The organism is Dehalococcoidia bacterium (genome assembly GCA_021295915.1).
GTDB lineage: Bacteria > Chloroflexota > Dehalococcoidia > Lucifugimonadales > UBA1123 > VXRN01.
This window is the reverse complement of sequence record JAGWBK010000010.1, coordinates 58,449-73,134: the sequence shown is the minus strand read 5'-3', so window position 1 is coordinate 73,134 and position 14,686 is coordinate 58,449. Positions and strand designations below refer to the sequence as shown.

The following is a 14,686-nucleotide window of genomic DNA, read 5'->3' as shown; positions in this document are numbered from 1 at the left end:
ATGACAGCGTTCTGACCGTGCAGGACGAACGCATCAAGACCGCAATCAGGGCTGGATGGGACGCCATGTCGGAGTCCTACCAGGCAGACAGTGCGATTTCTGAGTCCGATGTCCACTACGCACCATTTGCCCCCGGTGAGCGTCACTATCGTCTCTTGGGCGATTTCCGAGGGAAGAGGGTGTTGGAACTGGCGTGTGGTGGAGCGCAGAATTCAATCGCGCTCTCGTCATGGGGTGCCGATGTCGTAGCGCTGGACATTTCACCAAACCAGCTGGCCTATGCTCGAACACTTCAGGTGAAGTCAGGGCAGTCGTTCGACCTGATCACCGGTGACATGGCGGCTCCGCTGATGTTCCGTCCAGGTTCGTTCGACATCGTGCTGTCGGCATTCGGATGGGAGTTCATCCCTGATCTGGGAGCTTGCGTCGCTAATTGTGCCAATTTGCTCCGTCCCGGCGGACAGCTATTGATGGCTACAGTGCATCCACTCACGGCTTTCGACTGGGACATGGGCAGGAGTACGTTACTGGTGACAGACTACTTCAACCCGCCAGTAGAAGTATGGGAAGAGCCTGTGCCAGAAGGCCATTCACTTGGTCTGACATTCTTCAGGACCATCGAGGAACTGGTTGGCTCAGTTACCAAGGCTGGGCTTGTTTTACAAGCACTCCTAGAACCCTATCCACTCGGGCCGGATAGAGTGGCTGAGTCTCCCTACGCAGGTCGGTACTGGGCTGACCATAAGGAGCGGCTCGAGCGAGTCCCGTTTGCAGTGGTGATATCTGCACGCAAGCCGCTGGCCGGTTAGATAGAACTACCTAGCCACCGCCGACTGCACGTACGATCTCCAGTGAGTCGCCGTCTTCCAGTGTGACCGACTCGATTTCGGTTCGGGGAATGACCGTCCCGTTATGAGCGACAGCGATAGCTGTCTGGGTTATGCCGATGTCGACCAGGTAACGCTTGAGGTTGACCGGCCCTTCGGCCTCGCGAGGCTTGCCGTTTACGGTGAGTGTAATCATCTAGCCACTCGCAGGACTTGGAATTTTGGCACCAATCGCTTCCATGAGGCCGGTTGCTGCCATGCGCGGGTCTTCTGCCATTGTTATTGCTGTGATAACCGCAATGCCTGAGGCGCCAGCCTCCATCACGCCTGTGGCATTGTCAGTGTTTATTCCACCGATGCCGAGTACAGGAATTCCGACAGCCTGAGTGACCTCTCGGACCAAGTCAAGGCCGCCGACGAGGCCGTCGGGATGGGAGGCAGATTCGAACACGGTCCCGAGTACAAGGTAGTCAGCCCCCTGGCATTCCGCGTCGACAGCCCCTACTTCCGAGTGAACTGACCTACCTATGAGCATGTCGGGGCCGACGAGGCTCCGGACGCCCGCAACGTCAAGTGCCGTCTCGCCAAGTTGCACGCCGTCTGCGCCAGCGAGCATAGCTACGTCAACGCGGTCGTTGACTATCAAGAGCGCCCGTCCCTCTGTGATACGGCGTAGACGCCGGGCGAGTCTGAGCAACTCATATGGGGGCATATCCTTTTCACGGAGCTGGACCATGCTAACTCCACCCTTGATGCTGGACGCGGCAGCCGCTCCTACGTCACCCGACCCCGTGCGATTACGGTCGGTCACAAGGCAAAGCGAAGGAGTGTGGAGCGTGGGTCGCATCTTCAGGAGGCTGTGGCGGCGACTCCCTCGGCAGGGCTGGAAGGAACGCCAGTAGCCCTTCGAGCGATCCGACCGGCGTTATACGCCATCCGTCCGGCCTGCACTCCCAGCTTGAACGCCTCTCCCATGCCTGCCGGGTCCTCAGCCTGGGCGATAGCAGTATTTACCAGGACTGCGTCCGCGCCGGCTTCGAGCGCAACCGAGGCATCGGAAGGAACGGCAAGTCCGGCATCCACGACCACCGGTACGGTGGACTGCCTGATGATTATTCTGATCTCATCCAGTGTCTGCACGCCCTGGCCGGAGCCGATGGCAGAACCCAGCGGCATGACGGTGGCGCATCCGATCTCTTCGAGATGTTTTGCCAGTACAGGGTCGGCGTGGATGTAAGGGAGCACCACGAATCCCTCGTCGACGAGACGTTTGCAGGCATCGTAGGTCCCCCTGGGGTCTGGCAGAAGATACTCAGGATAGGGAATAACCTCGACTTTGACCCAGTCAGAACCCGTTACTTCGCGAGCAAGGTGGGCGGTAAAGACTGCCTCATCTGCTGTCTTGCAGCCGGCAGTGTTGGGAAGAATGGTGTACTCGTCCCAATTGAAGTAGTCGAGTATGTTCTTCTCTTCAAGGTTGTCGAGGTCCAGCCTGCGGATCGCCACGGTGATGATCTCGGCACCGGAGGCCTCAATGGACTCGACCATTTCCTCGTTGGACCTATGCCGGCCGGTTCCCACCATGAGGCGCGAATCGAACTCCTTGTCCGCAATGACCAGCTTGTCATCCATTGACTTCCTCCCACATAAACAAAACGAAACGCCGCCGGTCTGCTGCCAGCGGCGTCTGAGGTCTCACATTCAATCCCTGCGCTGGCATTACCCAGATCAGGTTATCGCGGTCGGCAGCGACTATATCAGCCCTCTCAGCCCGGTTTTCCCAAGCTCCCGCTACCTATCTGTGGCGGTCAGAATAGCCGAGTAGACAGCGAATTGTCAATCGTGAAGCGTCTCCCATCTGCTACCCGTACTTCTCTCTCAGACGGATCGCAGAAGGTACGGCGTCGTCCAGAATACGGTCGAAGGCTGAATCTCCGATTAGACCTGCCTTGCGATCTTCGATCAAGTCTCGTACCCACTGGGGACGTGGCAAACTCCCAACCACAAATGTGGGAAAGAGTGGATTAGTGAGGTTCACGGTCGCCTCCTCAAGATGTCACTGAATGGCATGGTTAGGCATCGTGGGGCAACAGTCAACCTTCGCCAGGGCGACATGAAAGAGAGGGTCACATCTACAGGACGAATCAAGTGGTACGGCGATGCCTATCTTCTCGCCTTAGGTACGTGATATTGGTTTCGGCTTAGTGATCTACATCTGTAAGCGGTATCGCACCCGCTGACTTTAGCTCCAGAGCAAGTCCCGCGACCATGAAGTAGACCTTGTCTGCCCTGGCCGCCACGAGCTGATTTACGCGTCCTAGCGCATCCCGATATCTTCTACCGAGAGGAGTTGGGGGAACGACTCCGAGTCCGACCTCGTTGCTTACGACAATCCAAGATGCGGTCGAAATATCGTAGGCGTCCAGGAGACGTTCAGCCGCGTTCACTATCGCATCCTCGGCGTCAACACGGTCCTCTATTCTCAATAGCAGGTTGCTGACCCAGACTGTCAAGCAGTCAACCAAGCAGATGTCGTGCTGATCGTCGGTTGCCAGGAGAGATGAGGCGAGGTCAACGGGTTCTTCCAGTGTCATCCAATGATGCGGTCGGCTGATCTTGTGCCGGGCAATGCGACGTTCCATGTCCTCGTCCAAGGGTTCGGCCGTAGCTACGAACAGGACGCTTTCGTACTGTCCAGCCAGCCTTTCGGCAAGATTACTCTTCCCTGAACGGGCTCCACCGAGTATTAACGTTAACTGTTTGCTCAATGGGACTCCCGGACTCTAGTCGCTTCCTGCTGGAATTACGTTGCGTAAGGCTTGGACCAATGCCTGGTTCTCGTCCATCGTCCTCACGCCTATTCGTATGTACTCAGGGAGACCGAACGAAGTGCAGTCTCTGACACACACACCATGTTGAGTTAGAAGTCTACGTCGGACTTTGGTGGCCTGCCCAACTCTTAAAAGCAGAAAGTTTGCAGCACTGGGCGGGCATTCCAGTCCCAGCGACAAAGCAGCCTTACGCAGATACTCTTTGCCCTGCTCAACGATTGCTCGCCCCATTACTACATGGTTCGGGTCTCCCAGTGCAGCGAGGCCGGCAATCTGTGCCAGCGAGTTGACGCTCCAACTGTACTGAAACTTTCCGACAAGACTCGCAACGTCTTCTGAGGCCAGGAGGTACCCAAGCCGCAATCCGGTCAGTGCGTGATCCTTAGTCATGGATCGCAGCAGGGCGACATTTCCCATCGACAAGATATCCAGCGAGTCCCAGTCATCATGCGCGAAAGGCAGATATGCCTCGTCCAACACCAATAGGCCCGAGTTACCCAGTGCTCGTGCGATGCTCCTGACTTCATCCTCGGACAAGTAGACGCCCGTAGGATTGTTCGGATTGCAGAGGAATACGACCTTCGGGCGTAGGCTGGCAATCATGTCCCTTGCTTCACCTAGATTCCACGCGAACCCTTCGCCAGAGGCAGAGACCGCCACTGTCTCCACACCCTGCAGTCGGCACGCGGCCGCATACTCGCCGAATGTCGGAGCGAATATTACTGCGCTTTCGTCAGGTCCGAGCAGCGCTCTGGCCAGGAGGTATATGAGTTCGGTCGAGCCGTTACCAGCTACTATGCGTTCGACGTCGACTCCGGAGTGCCTGCTGATGGCCCTCCTGAGCTCGATGCAGTCAGGATCAGGATATGCGGCCAGCTCGGGGCATTGAATCGCCTCCAAGACTTGAGGCGACGGGCCAAGTGGATTGATGCTGACGCTGAAGTCGATTACCTCACGGGGGTCCAGACCCAGACTCTCGAGTTCGGCCAGATTCAGGCCACCATGGACCGGTCTTTCGTGAGAGAGTGGAGTTACCATCTGCTTCAGCTCCCAAACAGGCCGCGAACCGAGAGTAGAGTAAGTGCCATCACAATCCCGAGTCCGGCCACCATGTATGCAATGCGCACTGTGGCACCGATATCTGTGGCAGAGGGGTCCTTAAGTCCATCTCCGATTCGGTAGTGACAGGTCTTCTCAAGCACTACACCCAGAACGCCTGACATTCCGCCAATCGTCCATCCTGCATTGGGGCTCTCAGTAAGGAGACGCCCCCTCCAAGCCCAAATCCATCCCCTAGTCACAGGAAGCCCATAAAGCCGCCCCGAAATCACGATTAGCACCGCACTGAACCGGGCGGGAATCAGGTTCACGAGATCGTCAAGGCGGGCTGAAGCCATACCCAGATAATCGTAACGGCCTCTATATCCAATCATGCTATCCAGCGTGTTTATGGCGCGGTATGCGAATGCCCCCGGCAGACCAAAGAGAGCGAACGCCAGCCATGGAGCAATATAGCTATCGGTAGTGTTCTCAGCTACTGACTGGATGGCGGCGGCGGCGATCAAGGGGGGAGTGAGGGAGTTTGGGTCCCGGCTGACCAGATGCCGAAGACCGAGTCTCGCCCTGTCTATGTCGTCAGCATCCATTGCGTCTCGCACAGCTGCGCCAGCTCGGGCGAGTCCGGCGACAGCAAATGTAGTGCTGAGCAACAATCCGCCGCCCAAGACGTAGGGGGCGGCACCGAGTTCTCTAAGACCGAGAGCTGCCAGCCAGGCGAGGACACCTGTAATTCCAGGCAGGATGAATGCCACGAGCGCTCCCCAGAAAAGGGCCAATACCCTACTTTGGCTGTTCCTAACAGGTCGTCCAAGCCACGAAACCGCGTTGCCAATCCAGACCACTGGGTGTACTCGCGCGGGAAGCTCGGGGAGGAGCAGATCGAGTGTAAGGGCGACCAGCAGCACTCCTACATCCAGATACCATTCGGCCGGCCATGCGCTCCACTCCATTCCACTCTTCCCTGATCACAAGTTGATCAGATTGAGGGCAGACGCGAATACGTCGGGCGAGAAGATATGGGTGAGGAGAACGGCTGAGATGAGGACGGATACTTCGGCCACTTCGATCGCGGCTCCGTACACATCCCCCGTGACGCCTCCCAATAGCTTCGAGGACCATGCCCCAACTCCCCATGCCGTCGCCCCGGCTACTGCCATGAGAACCAGACCTGCCGCCCCCAAGAAAAAAAGAGCAGACAACAATGTCACAGTCAGTGGAAGGATACGCTGCAGTGCGCTTGTCCGACCCATAAACGGCGAACCAATGCCTTCCTCCCTGACGTAGGGAAATATCTCCATCGTCAGTAGCACGGCCCACCGCGAAAGGCACGGTAGTAGGAACAGCAGCCACAGTCCACTCTTCGCAGGCAATGCCATAATCGCCGACACCTTAAGAATCAGTAGACACACCACTCCCGTCACTGCAAATGCTCCAACGTTCGGATCCCTAAGTATGTCCAGCCTTCTGGCCCGGCTGAAACCGCCCAAAAGACCATCGCAGCAGTCCATGAATCCGTCGAGGTGGAGTGCCCTCGTCAATACGACCAGCACAGCCACGAGAATGGAAGCTGACAGCAGCGGTGGGAACGGACGATGGCTTTCGTTGAAGAGTGGATACCCGGATTCCAGCGCGATCTCAGTAGCAACAAGAACTGTCCCGAGAGTCAGCCCTACCACCGGGAACCAGGCACGTGAAGACACAAACCCGGTTGCCCCAGTTCGTGGAGCGACTGGCAGAATCGTCAGGAATCCAATCGCGGAGCGCAGTCCAGTCATGGGCCTTGATCGTTCGCAGGTCCAGAATCAGGGTCCCTGTCCGATACACCCGCATCCGAAAATGTAGCCATCTCAGAGAGACACGCCGCCGCCGCATCGATGATCGGCATCGCGACCACCGCACCGGTACCTTCACCCAACCGCATGTTCAAGTCCAACAGGGGCGACAGTCCCATCCAGGACAGCAAGGCCCGGTGTCCCCTTTCGGCTGACACATGAGCCGGAATCACGTAGTCAATTACGTTAGAGGACATCTTGTGGGCGATTAGGGCAGCAGCTCCTGAGATGAAACCATCGATTACTACTGCTCGACGCATCATGGCACCGCCCAGGATTACTCCGGCCAGGACTCCAATTTCGAAGCCGCCTACCTTGGCAAGGACATCCAATCCGTCGTTCGGATCGGGAGCGTTGACGTCCAGTGCCGAACCAACCACGCCTATCTTTTGCTCGAGCTCTTCTGGTGTGCGACCTGTGCCTGCACCAGTAGTCTCCTGTGGGTGTCGACCGGTTATCGCAGACGTAATTGCGCTTGATGACGTAGTATTGCCGATGCCCATGTCACCGGTGGCGATCAAGTCGTTCCCTGCTTCTGCCAGCTCGACCGTAAGTTTGATTCCCTCAAGAACGCAGCGATCAGCCTGCTCCCTCGTCATGGCAGGTCCTCTGCTGATGTCTGCGGTGCCTCGACCAACTTTCAGGACTCTAAGCTCGAGATGGTCAGGCAGGTTGGATGACACACCTGCATCGACAATGACCTGTCGCACACCCAAGTTGCGACACATGACACTAACGGCTGCCCCTCCTGCGAGGAAGTTCATCACCATTTGAGCGGTGACCTCCTGTGGGTAGCCGGTCACGCCTCTGGAAACAACACCATGGTCCCCTGCGGCAACAACGACCACCCTGTCGCGTACTCTCGGAGTTTCCGAACCGAAGATTCCCGCCAATTGCACAGAGAGCGCTTCCAGCCGTCCCAGGCTTCCAGGAGGTTTCGTAAGGGTGGCCTGCCTGGCTTCAGCTCGTGACTTCGCATCGAGGTCCACTGGACGAATCCGCCCAATGGCCTCTGCGATCGTGATTAGTTCATCTACCATGTGTGTACCTACCTTCGCTATGTAGTAGGCCCAATCAGCCACACTTGTGGACAACCGGTCGAATCGTCAATGTTTACCTCGGTCTCGACGCCGAACACAGCCCTCAGATTGTCGACTGTGAGGACACTGGCAGGTTCACCATCGTGAACGATACTTCCGTAGGAAATCATGGAGAGCCTGTCACAGTACGTGCCTGCGAGGGAGACATCGTGTAGTGCGACGACAACGGCGACGCCCCGGTTGGAAGCTTCGGAGCGCACTGTTTCCATGATGGACAGCCTGTGCCTGAGATCTAGGCTCGCAGACGGCTCGTCAAGCAGTAAGATGGCTGCCTGCTGTGCAAGCGCGCGGGCCAGAATCACACGCTGCCTCTCCCCTCCTGAGACACGGTCAAGTTGGCGGCTTTCAAACTCGACGGTTTCGGTACGCGCCATTGCCTCACGAGCGATCTGGCGGTCCCGACGCCCCTCGAGTTCAAACCTGCCCAAGTGCGTGTATCTGCCCATTAGGACGGTTTCCAGTGCAGTGAACGGATGAATGGCGTCATGCTGAGGCATATACGAGATACGCCGGGCACGTTCGCGGGGGTTGAAGTTCGACAGGTCCTCATCGCCTAGTGAAACTGACCCGACGTCAGGCTTTACAAGACCCGCCAGTACGCGGAGCAGTGTGCTCTTCCCCGCACCGTTTGGTCCGATCAGACCCGTGACCTCACCGGGGCGAGCGGTGAATGAGACACTCTTGAGGACACGTACGCCACCCAAGTCCAAGGACACTCCGGTCGCCTCGAGCAGGTCCTGTTGTACGGCTACTGTCATCGCCTCGGAGCCTTGGAGCACCCGCAGCGGTCTCGAAGACTACGGCCAAAGTAGCGGCCGCCTGAGGGCGCAGTGGCGTCGTTCCGCCCAAGCACAGTTGCGATGCGAGCTGGAACTTCGCTCAAGTCTCTAGTGGTTTCGTTGGAGCGTAGACATGTCGCTCCTCTGTCAATATTAGGTAACATCAAAAAATCCCCGCCGCTCTTTGCGACAGGGATTGCATTGACTGATCTCGCTTAGGTTGTAGCGATGAACAGAGCCTGAGGCGCTCCCTGGGACGAAGAGCGGCCACTCAGCCCTACCCGGCAGGTCTCCTGGCTCCCGGATCGTCACCTCTCCCGCGCCTTCCCGCCCAATTACGTGTGGGCAGTGGCCTCAGCGGGGTGGCTAACCGGTTACAGTGGCGCCTCCGCAGCGGATTCTCACCGCTTTCCCTATTCGCACTCTACTCTCGAGCGCACCGGGCTGGGTTGGCCTTTCTTGGCTGCCGCGATACTAACAGTGGCCTGTTAGACTGTCAATAATGATGCAGTGTCCGGTAAGCGACGACTACACTTACCCCAGCGTGCTCAAGAGGAGAGAATTGAACCTGCCGAAATTTCCAAAGGACCGTGGCGAAAAGAGGAACGCCCTGCTTGCGCTTGTAGAAGACGTGCGGGAGACAGTGGCGGCTTCCGCTGACGAGTCAGAGCGGATCGGGACTCTCGCCCCTGCCGCCGTCGAAGTTATGCGGGACGCTGGTCTCTTCACGCTCAAGCTGCCAGGGGTCTTAGGCGGAGCGGAAGCTGACCCTGTCACACAGATCGAGGTCATAGAGGCCCTCTCGTACATCGACGCATCTGCAGGTTGGTGCCTGATGATTGGCGCAACCGCAATTGGACAGCCCGGAGCATTCACTAAAGACGAAGCTGTCGCCCAGATATTCGGTGGGGAACGAATCCCCACAGGCGCTACATCAACAGCCCTCAGAGGTGTCGCTACTCGCGTTGAAGGCGGCTACATGCTGACCGGGCGGTGGCCTTTCGCCAGCGGTGTCCGTCACGCTGAGTGGATGACCGCGGGAGCAGCCGTAGAGAATCCCAGAGATGGCGTTCCCGCACGGCTATCAATGGTCTTTCCCGTAAGTGAGGGTCACATCCACGACAACTGGCACGTAACGGGACTGGAGGGAAGCGGCAGCAACGACATCTCCGCCAGCGAGGTGTTTGTGCCCGAATCATTCACATGGGAATCGGCTACATGGATGCCAAAGCGCGGCGGGGCCATTTATCGAATGGGAAGACCGGGTTTTGTCGCAAATGAGCATTCGGGGATCGCCCTCGGAATCGCCCAGCGAGCTTTCGACGAGATCGTTGGCCTAGCCCCGAAGACTAAACGAGGAAATCCTCCAGTGTCGTCACTGGCCGATAGAGAGGCGTTTCGTGGGGACATCGCCGCATGTGACTTCCGTCTTCGCGCTGCTCGCAGTCTTGCACATGACGTGTTTGAGCGGGCCTACCAGACTGCGTCGCACGGCCATGTTCCAGACGATGCTATGCAGTCCGAAATGCGGGCGGTCTCGGCGTATGTAACACAGGTTGCAATCGAAGTCGCCACCATCGCGTTCAGATACGCGGGCGGCTCCGCAATCCATCGGAGCAACATATTGCAGCGCTGCCTCCGCAACATCAACGCCGCGGCCCAGCATTTCATGGTTAGCGACACAGCCCTCGAGAACTACGGCGCAACTCTGCTCAATGTGAGTGATATCAAGCCAATGGCTTAGTGTCCCCTCACAGTATGCCTACACGAGAGAAATCGAATGTGATGGATTTCATGCCGAATCCACTGTCCGCCAGAAAGACCAGTAGCTGTGCCCGACGACAACTCTGACCTAACCCGCACAGCGACTACTCAACGCACTGCACCCAGAATTCAAGCGTTCAGTGCGCTCAGACATCGAAACTTCCGCCTGTACTGGCTCTCTGGCATTGGCCAGTCAGCGGCGCTGGGCATGCAATTTCTCATCCTTGGTTGGCTGGCCCTAGAACTGACTGACTCAGCTGCCCAACTCGGTATTGTGATTGCCATCTATGGTGTACCGAACCTGGCAATGCTTACCGTTGGCGGCATATTCGCGGACAGGGTTGACCGGCGCTGGCTGTTGTTTGTCAGCAGGATCCTCGTGATGGCGCTAATACTCCTGGTAGCCACACTGGCGGCACTCCAGCTGATAACGATCTGGCACATCTACGGCATCGCATTGGTCCTGGGGACGGTCCAGGGCCTAAACATGCCTGCCCAGATGGCGATCGTGCCGGACTTGGTAGACGGGGAAGACATACTAAACGCGACCTCGCTGAATATGGCCGTGTTCAACACTGGGCGAATTATGGCCCCTGCGCTGGCAGGTCTGATTATTGAATACGCCGGCATGGGGTACGCCCTTTTCCTCAACGCCGCCTGCTATGGCGTGAGCTGTGTCTTCCTGGTCATGTTGCGGGACCTGGGTTCGAGCAGGCAGGCAGGCAGCACAAATGTGATGCGCGACTTAGGGGACGGCATTCGTTTCGCCGCAAACTCCCCAATTGCATTCACGATGATTGGGTTGAGCTTCGTATTTGGGTTCTTCGGGGCATCGTACGTTCAGGTGCTTCCGGCTTTTGGCAGAGAAGTGCTGAACATGAACGCTGACGGCGCCGGATTTCTTCTTACGGTTACTGGAGTTGGGTCGCTGGTGGGCAATCTTGTTATCGCGTCATTTGGCGACTTCAGGGGAAAGAACATGCTCCTGCTGGGCATGATCTTCACATTTGGGATCACCCTGCTCCTATTTGCCCTGACACCTATCTACCTTGTCTCACTGGCGTTGCTGTTCCTCACTGGAGTGGGCTTTACGGGTTTCATCTCCGTGGGAACCACTATCTTGCAGATCACAACCCCTCCCCAGCTTCGTGGTCGAATGATGAGTTTCTGGCTCAATGGCGCCGCGATGCACTACATTGGAGCCCTTCCCCTGGGGTACGTCGGAGAGAATCTGGGATGGTCTATTTCCCTCAGTGGTGGCGCCCTGGCAATGATGGGAGTTGTCCTCTGGCTTGGAGTCATCAGGTCGCCGCTTCGCAGACTCAAGGTTTAGAGGTTCAAGTCGCAAGCCAATCCTGATTGAAGTCAGCATCCTCGGATGGCCTACCACGTCTTCAGCGTCAGTAGACCCGGCGGATGTCAGTGCCAGAGGACCGCTGGACTGTCAAAACACTGGCTCTTGAGTTGTGGCCTTCTGTTTAGGATTGCAATTCTCCTGTATGCTTTCCTTCGTTTGACGAACGCTAGTTGAGGATCGGACTCACCCATGACAGAACTGAGGCCAGCGCGAGTTGTGATGATCCAGGGTACGGGATCGTCGGTTGGTAAGAGCTTTATCGTCACGGGGCTGTGCCGGCTGTTTGCCCAGGATGGGTACAGAGTCGCACCGTTCAAGGCTCAGAATATGTCGCTCAACTCGGCCGTCACTCCCGACGGATTGGAGATCGGTCGGGCCCAGGCAGTACAGGCAGATGCAGCCGGCGTTGAGCCTGAAGTCGAGATGAACCCGGTGCTTCTCAAGCCCGAAGGACATAGGACTTCCCAACTGGTTGCAATGGGGAAGATGCGTGGGAAGCTTCAGGCGATGGACTTCCTGACGCGCAAGAAGCGTCTGTGGACGGTCGTAGCAGACGCACTGGACAATCTCAGACAGCGTTACGACATTATTGTGGTCGAGGGGGCGGGCAGTCCGGCGGAGATCAACCTGCGATCTGGCGATATCGTCAACATGGCAATTGCTCTGCACGCCAATGCTCCTGTCTTTCTCGTTGGAGACATAGACAAGGGTGGTGTGTTTGCCTCGCTGTATGGCACGGTAGAGTTGGTCGCGAAACGCGAGCGGGAACTCATCAAGGGCTTCATCATCAACAAGTTCAGGGGCGACGTAGAGCTTCTGAAGCCGGGCCTGGACATGATCGAAGACCTCACCAATGTGCCTGTCGCTGGTGTGCTCCCATATCTGACCGATGTGTACGTACCTGAGGAAGATTCGCCCAGGATGGCCAGGGTGTCGGACCGGAATGTGCATTGCGGCACCATCGACATTGCGATCCTCGCCCTGCCTCACATGGCGAACTTCGACGAATTCGACCCGCTGGCGCGCCGCGATGGTGTGCGATTGAGGTATGTGAGGCGGTCGTCCGAGCTAGGTCGTCCTGACCTGGTCATCATCCCGGGATCCAAGACGACGGTGGATGACCTGACTGCGCTCAGAGAGTCTGGAGTGGAAGAGGGCGTCAGGCGTCATCTGGAGGACGATCGACCTCTCGTCGGTGTGTGCGGTGGAATGCAAATGCTGGGGGCGTCAATACACGACCCGGACGGAGTGGAGTCTGACCAACCTGTGGTGCAAGGTATGGGCATCCTGGACATCGATACACACTTCGTCAGCGACAAGACCACGACCCGGACTCAGGGCACTATCGTCGGGAATACCGGACTGCTAGAAGGGGCATCCGGACTTGACTTCGCAGGATATGAGATACACGTCGGCGTCAGCGATTCCCGCGGTGAGGCGAACCCTGTCATGAACCCCCATGACGGCGGTCCGCCGGTGGGATTCGTTGACGCCAGCGGACGCGTACTGGGCACGTACGTCCATGACCTCTTCAAGAACGACGAAGTGGTGGACAGGATTTTGAGCAACGTGGCGACCATGCGTGGCCTGGACGGCAGTTACGGGACAGATGACTTTTCCCAGGATGCTGAATACGACAGGCTCGCGAGCTATCTCCGGGAACACCTGGACGTCGGCCTCCTCTACAGCTCTATGGAGATTGGATAGGGGTTCTTCGATTGGGCAATACGCGCATCTTTGCGTTTAACGGGCTTGTAGGTGTCCTGGCAGTGGTTATCCTTGCCAGTTTCCTAGCTGTCGCTTGCGAGTCCGAGGAACAAGCTGCTGCTGTCGACACTCCCGCTTCTGCTGCGTACAGGATCGGCGTCATGGACTCGATTACAGGTGTTGGCGAGACCTATGGGAACGTGGCTGCACACGCCAAGCAGATGGCCGCCGATGAGATTAACGCAGCGAGAGGAGTCAACGGGAACAAGCTGGAACTCGTTATCGAAGACTCAAAGTGCAACGCGCAAGACGCGATTACGGCGTTCAGAAAACTGACGGATGTCGACGGTGTAAAGATCATCCTTGGCACTTCGTGCAGCGGCGCGATGCTGGGAGTCGCGCCACTCGCTGAAGAGAACAGAGTTGTCCTGTTCTCAGGCCTCGCTAGCAACCCTGACATAGCCGACGCAGGAGACTATTTATTCCGAACGCAGATCAGCGATGTCGAGGACGGTGTCAGCACCGGCAACGTTCTCTGGTCGGATGGTGTTCGTACCCTAGCCACGATCACGGAAGAGACTGACTATGCTGAGTGCGTTAGGCGGACCTCAGTCGACCGATTCACCGAACTAGGTGGAGAGATCGTGGCTGAGGAACGCTTTTCGTCCGACATCACTGACTTCAGGACGCAGTTGACGAAGTTATTCGAGTCGAGTCCTGACGCATTGCACATATCTCCCCAGTCCGAGTTCGCGGGCGGCACAATCGTAAAGCAGGCGCGAGAGATCAGCTATGAAGGCCCAATCTACGGAGAAACCGTTTCGGTTGGAGTCACTGCGCTTGAGATCGCAGGAGACGCGGCGACTGGGATGAAGGCGATAACTGCAGCGCCTGATCCGAAGAACGAGAAGGCCCAGCAAGTGCTTTCGGATTTCCGGGAACGGTACAACTACGTCACCCTGCCCTGGCATCTTGGCTCTGCCTATGACGACGTCTACATCGCGGCCGAATGCCTCAAACGGACGGGCGACGATCAAGACGCCGATGGTTTCAGGGATTGCCTGTACGAGATCACCTGGAGCGGGGCGATAGGTGATAACTACAGCTTCGACGAAAAGGGAGAAGTCGTAGGGCTCTCCCGCGCTGTGGTCGAGATCCTTCCTCCCGCCGAGAGAACGGAAGAGAACTACGGTTTCAGAGTGCTGGGGCTGGCTTCCGACTGGGCGGTAGATTCCAACTAGCATTCCTCAAAGGCTGCCGCCGCGTCCCATCTGCTGAAACACGGATGGAACAAAGTCGTCTCGCCGTTCGTCTATACTGACATCACGCCCGAAAAGGGGGTACCTTCGGATGTATAGACTTTTCCTTCTTCTAGCTGCATTGGTTGCTTTCTCAACTGTCCTGTGGGGGTTGGCCGCGTGCGGAAGTGC

General features: G+C 57.3%; 15 protein-coding genes and 2 riboswitches. Of the genes, 5 read left to right on the top strand and 10 right to left on the bottom strand.

From position 1 onward, the window contains the following. On the top strand, positions 1-809 hold an 809-nt coding region (locus J4G14_04880), incomplete at its 5' end, for a methyltransferase domain-containing protein (protein ID MCE2457130.1). 10 nt (positions 810-819) lie between these two features. Here J4G14_04880 and thiS read toward each other — a convergent pair. The 10 genes from thiS to J4G14_04830 form a co-directional block, all read right to left on the bottom strand. Then, positions 820-1,023, bottom strand: a complete 204-nt coding sequence (thiS, locus tag J4G14_04875) for a sulfur carrier protein ThiS (GenBank protein MCE2457129.1) — start codon at positions 1,021-1,023, stop codon at positions 820-822. Then, entirely contained in the window at positions 1,024-1,674 is a 651-nt protein-coding gene (thiE, locus tag J4G14_04870; protein ID MCE2457128.1) for a thiamine phosphate synthase, read from the bottom strand. A 2-nt stretch (positions 1,675-1,676) separates the two neighbouring features. Continuing rightward, a complete protein-coding gene (locus J4G14_04865; protein ID MCE2457127.1) occupies positions 1,677-2,459 on the bottom strand; it encodes a thiazole synthase in 783 nt (260 codons plus the stop codon). 55 nt (positions 2,460-2,514) lie between these two features. After that, a riboswitch (TPP riboswitch) is annotated at positions 2,515-2,629 on the bottom strand. Between the two features lie 59 nt (positions 2,630-2,688). Continuing rightward, positions 2,689-2,865: a hypothetical protein gene (locus J4G14_04860; protein ID MCE2457126.1), complete on the bottom strand. Its 177-nt coding sequence runs from the start codon at positions 2,863-2,865 to the stop codon at positions 2,689-2,691. 163 nt (positions 2,866-3,028) lie between these two features. Then, positions 3,029-3,595, bottom strand: a complete 567-nt coding sequence (gene cobU, locus J4G14_04855) for a bifunctional adenosylcobinamide kinase/adenosylcobinamide-phosphate guanylyltransferase (protein ID MCE2457125.1) — start codon at positions 3,593-3,595, stop codon at positions 3,029-3,031. Between the two features lie 15 nt (positions 3,596-3,610). Continuing rightward, positions 3,611-4,696, bottom strand: a complete 1,086-nt coding sequence (locus J4G14_04850; protein ID MCE2457124.1) for a histidinol-phosphate aminotransferase family protein — start codon at positions 4,694-4,696, stop codon at positions 3,611-3,613. A 5-nt stretch (positions 4,697-4,701) separates the two neighbouring features. Continuing rightward, positions 4,702-5,667, bottom strand: a complete 966-nt coding sequence (gene cobD, locus J4G14_04845) for a cobalamin biosynthesis protein CobD (protein MCE2457123.1) — start codon at positions 5,665-5,667, stop codon at positions 4,702-4,704. 15 nt (positions 5,668-5,682) lie between these two features. After that, positions 5,683-6,492, bottom strand: a complete 810-nt coding sequence (gene cobS, locus J4G14_04840; protein MCE2457122.1) for an adenosylcobinamide-GDP ribazoletransferase — start codon at positions 6,490-6,492, stop codon at positions 5,683-5,685. After that, positions 6,489-7,589, bottom strand: coding sequence for a nicotinate-nucleotide--dimethylbenzimidazole phosphoribosyltransferase (cobT, locus tag J4G14_04835; protein ID MCE2457121.1), 1,101 nt, complete (start codon positions 7,587-7,589; stop codon positions 6,489-6,491). Before cobT ends, cobS begins: the two co-directional genes overlap by 4 nt. Positions 7,590-7,606: 17 nt before the next feature. Continuing rightward, positions 7,607-8,407, bottom strand: a complete 801-nt coding sequence (locus J4G14_04830) for an ABC transporter ATP-binding protein (GenBank protein MCE2457120.1) — start codon at positions 8,405-8,407, stop codon at positions 7,607-7,609. Between the two features lie 286 nt (positions 8,408-8,693). Next, positions 8,694-8,887: riboswitch (cobalamin riboswitch) on the bottom strand. Positions 8,888-8,990: 103 nt separating this feature from the next. Here J4G14_04830 and J4G14_04825 point away from each other — a divergent pair. The 4 genes from J4G14_04825 to J4G14_04810 all read left to right on the top strand — a co-directional run bounded on the left by J4G14_04825 (position 8,991) and on the right by J4G14_04810 (position 14,497). Next, positions 8,991-10,172 (top strand): acyl-CoA dehydrogenase family protein, encoded by a 1,182-nt coding sequence (locus J4G14_04825; GenBank protein ID MCE2457119.1) that lies wholly within the window; start codon positions 8,991-8,993, stop codon positions 10,170-10,172. A gap of 87 nt (positions 10,173-10,259) precedes the next feature. Beyond that, positions 10,260-11,525 (top strand): MFS transporter, encoded by a 1,266-nt coding sequence (locus J4G14_04820; GenBank protein ID MCE2457118.1) that lies wholly within the window; start codon positions 10,260-10,262, stop codon positions 11,523-11,525. 213 nt (positions 11,526-11,738) lie between these two features. Next, positions 11,739-13,256 carry a cobyric acid synthase gene (locus tag J4G14_04815; GenBank protein ID MCE2457117.1) on the top strand — a complete coding sequence of 506 codons (1,518 nt, stop codon included), beginning with the start codon at positions 11,739-11,741 and terminating at the stop codon, positions 13,254-13,256. An 11-nt stretch (positions 13,257-13,267) separates the two neighbouring features. Then, a complete protein-coding gene (locus tag J4G14_04810) occupies positions 13,268-14,497 on the top strand; it encodes an ABC transporter substrate-binding protein (protein MCE2457116.1) in 1,230 nt (409 codons plus the stop codon). The last annotated feature ends 189 nt before the right edge of the window (positions 14,498-14,686 follow it).

Bases quoted from the DNA above. Each gene is read 5' to 3' on its own strand.
- cobD (MCE2457123.1), bottom strand. From the start codon at position 5,667: ATGGAGTGGAGCGCATGGCCGGCCGAATGGTATCTGGATGTAGGAGTG.
- cobT (MCE2457121.1), bottom strand. From the start codon at position 7,589: ATGGTAGATGAACTAATCACGATCGCAGAGGCCATTGGGCGGATTCGT.
- J4G14_04815 (MCE2457117.1), top strand. From the start codon at position 11,739: ATGACAGAACTGAGGCCAGCGCGAGTTGTGATGATCCAGGGTACGGGA.
- cobS (MCE2457122.1), bottom strand. From the start codon at position 6,492: ATGACTGGACTGCGCTCCGCGATTGGATTCCTGACGATTCTGCCAGTC.
- J4G14_04865 (MCE2457127.1), bottom strand. From the start codon at position 2,459: ATGGATGACAAGCTGGTCATTGCGGACAAGGAGTTCGATTCGCGCCTC.
- thiE (MCE2457128.1), bottom strand. From the start codon at position 1,674: ATGCGACCCACGCTCCACACTCCTTCGCTTTGCCTTGTGACCGACCGT.
- J4G14_04830 (MCE2457120.1), bottom strand. From the start codon at position 8,407: ATGACAGTAGCCGTACAACAGGACCTGCTCGAGGCGACCGGAGTGTCC.
- thiS (MCE2457129.1), bottom strand. From the start codon at position 1,023: ATGATTACACTCACCGTAAACGGCAAGCCTCGCGAGGCCGAAGGGCCG.
- J4G14_04850 (MCE2457124.1), bottom strand. From the start codon at position 4,696: ATGGTAACTCCACTCTCTCACGAAAGACCGGTCCATGGTGGCCTGAAT.